The 380-nt window shown below is 37.9% G+C and carries 1 pseudogene; it reads left to right on the forward strand.

Annotated features, from left to right (window positions below):
* Positions 1-380: pseudogene (locus CJF42_RS26435) on the forward strand (hypothetical protein); the annotation flags it as partial.

Below are 380 nucleotides of genomic sequence, written 5' to 3' on the forward strand. Positions count from 1 at the left end.
CACGAACGTAAAACCAATATACAAACCCACGACATTACAAAAATAGATGGCAACCAGGTTAATGAAATAATGGGCGCCTTAAAATGTGTTGTAGGTGAAAAAGCATTAATTACTGCATTAGATAACGTATTAATTGGCAGTAAAAAACAAGTAAACATCAAGGCCCACGACAACATGAACTTAGAAACACTCAAAACCTTACATGCTAAAGCCACAGAACTGGCAAAAGTAGAAGGCGAAACAGTGTGGTTAGGTAATAATTCAGTTAATGCCGTTCAAATATTATTAGACTTAATAAGCCTAGTAAAAAATATGAATACAGAACTAGAAACCCACGGCCACACAAAAGCAGGGGCAGGGCCACCCATTACAAAAGCGGC

Source organism: Pseudoalteromonas sp. NBT06-2 (assembly GCF_002276045.1).
Taxonomy (GTDB): domain Bacteria; phylum Pseudomonadota; class Gammaproteobacteria; order Enterobacterales; family Alteromonadaceae; genus Pseudoalteromonas.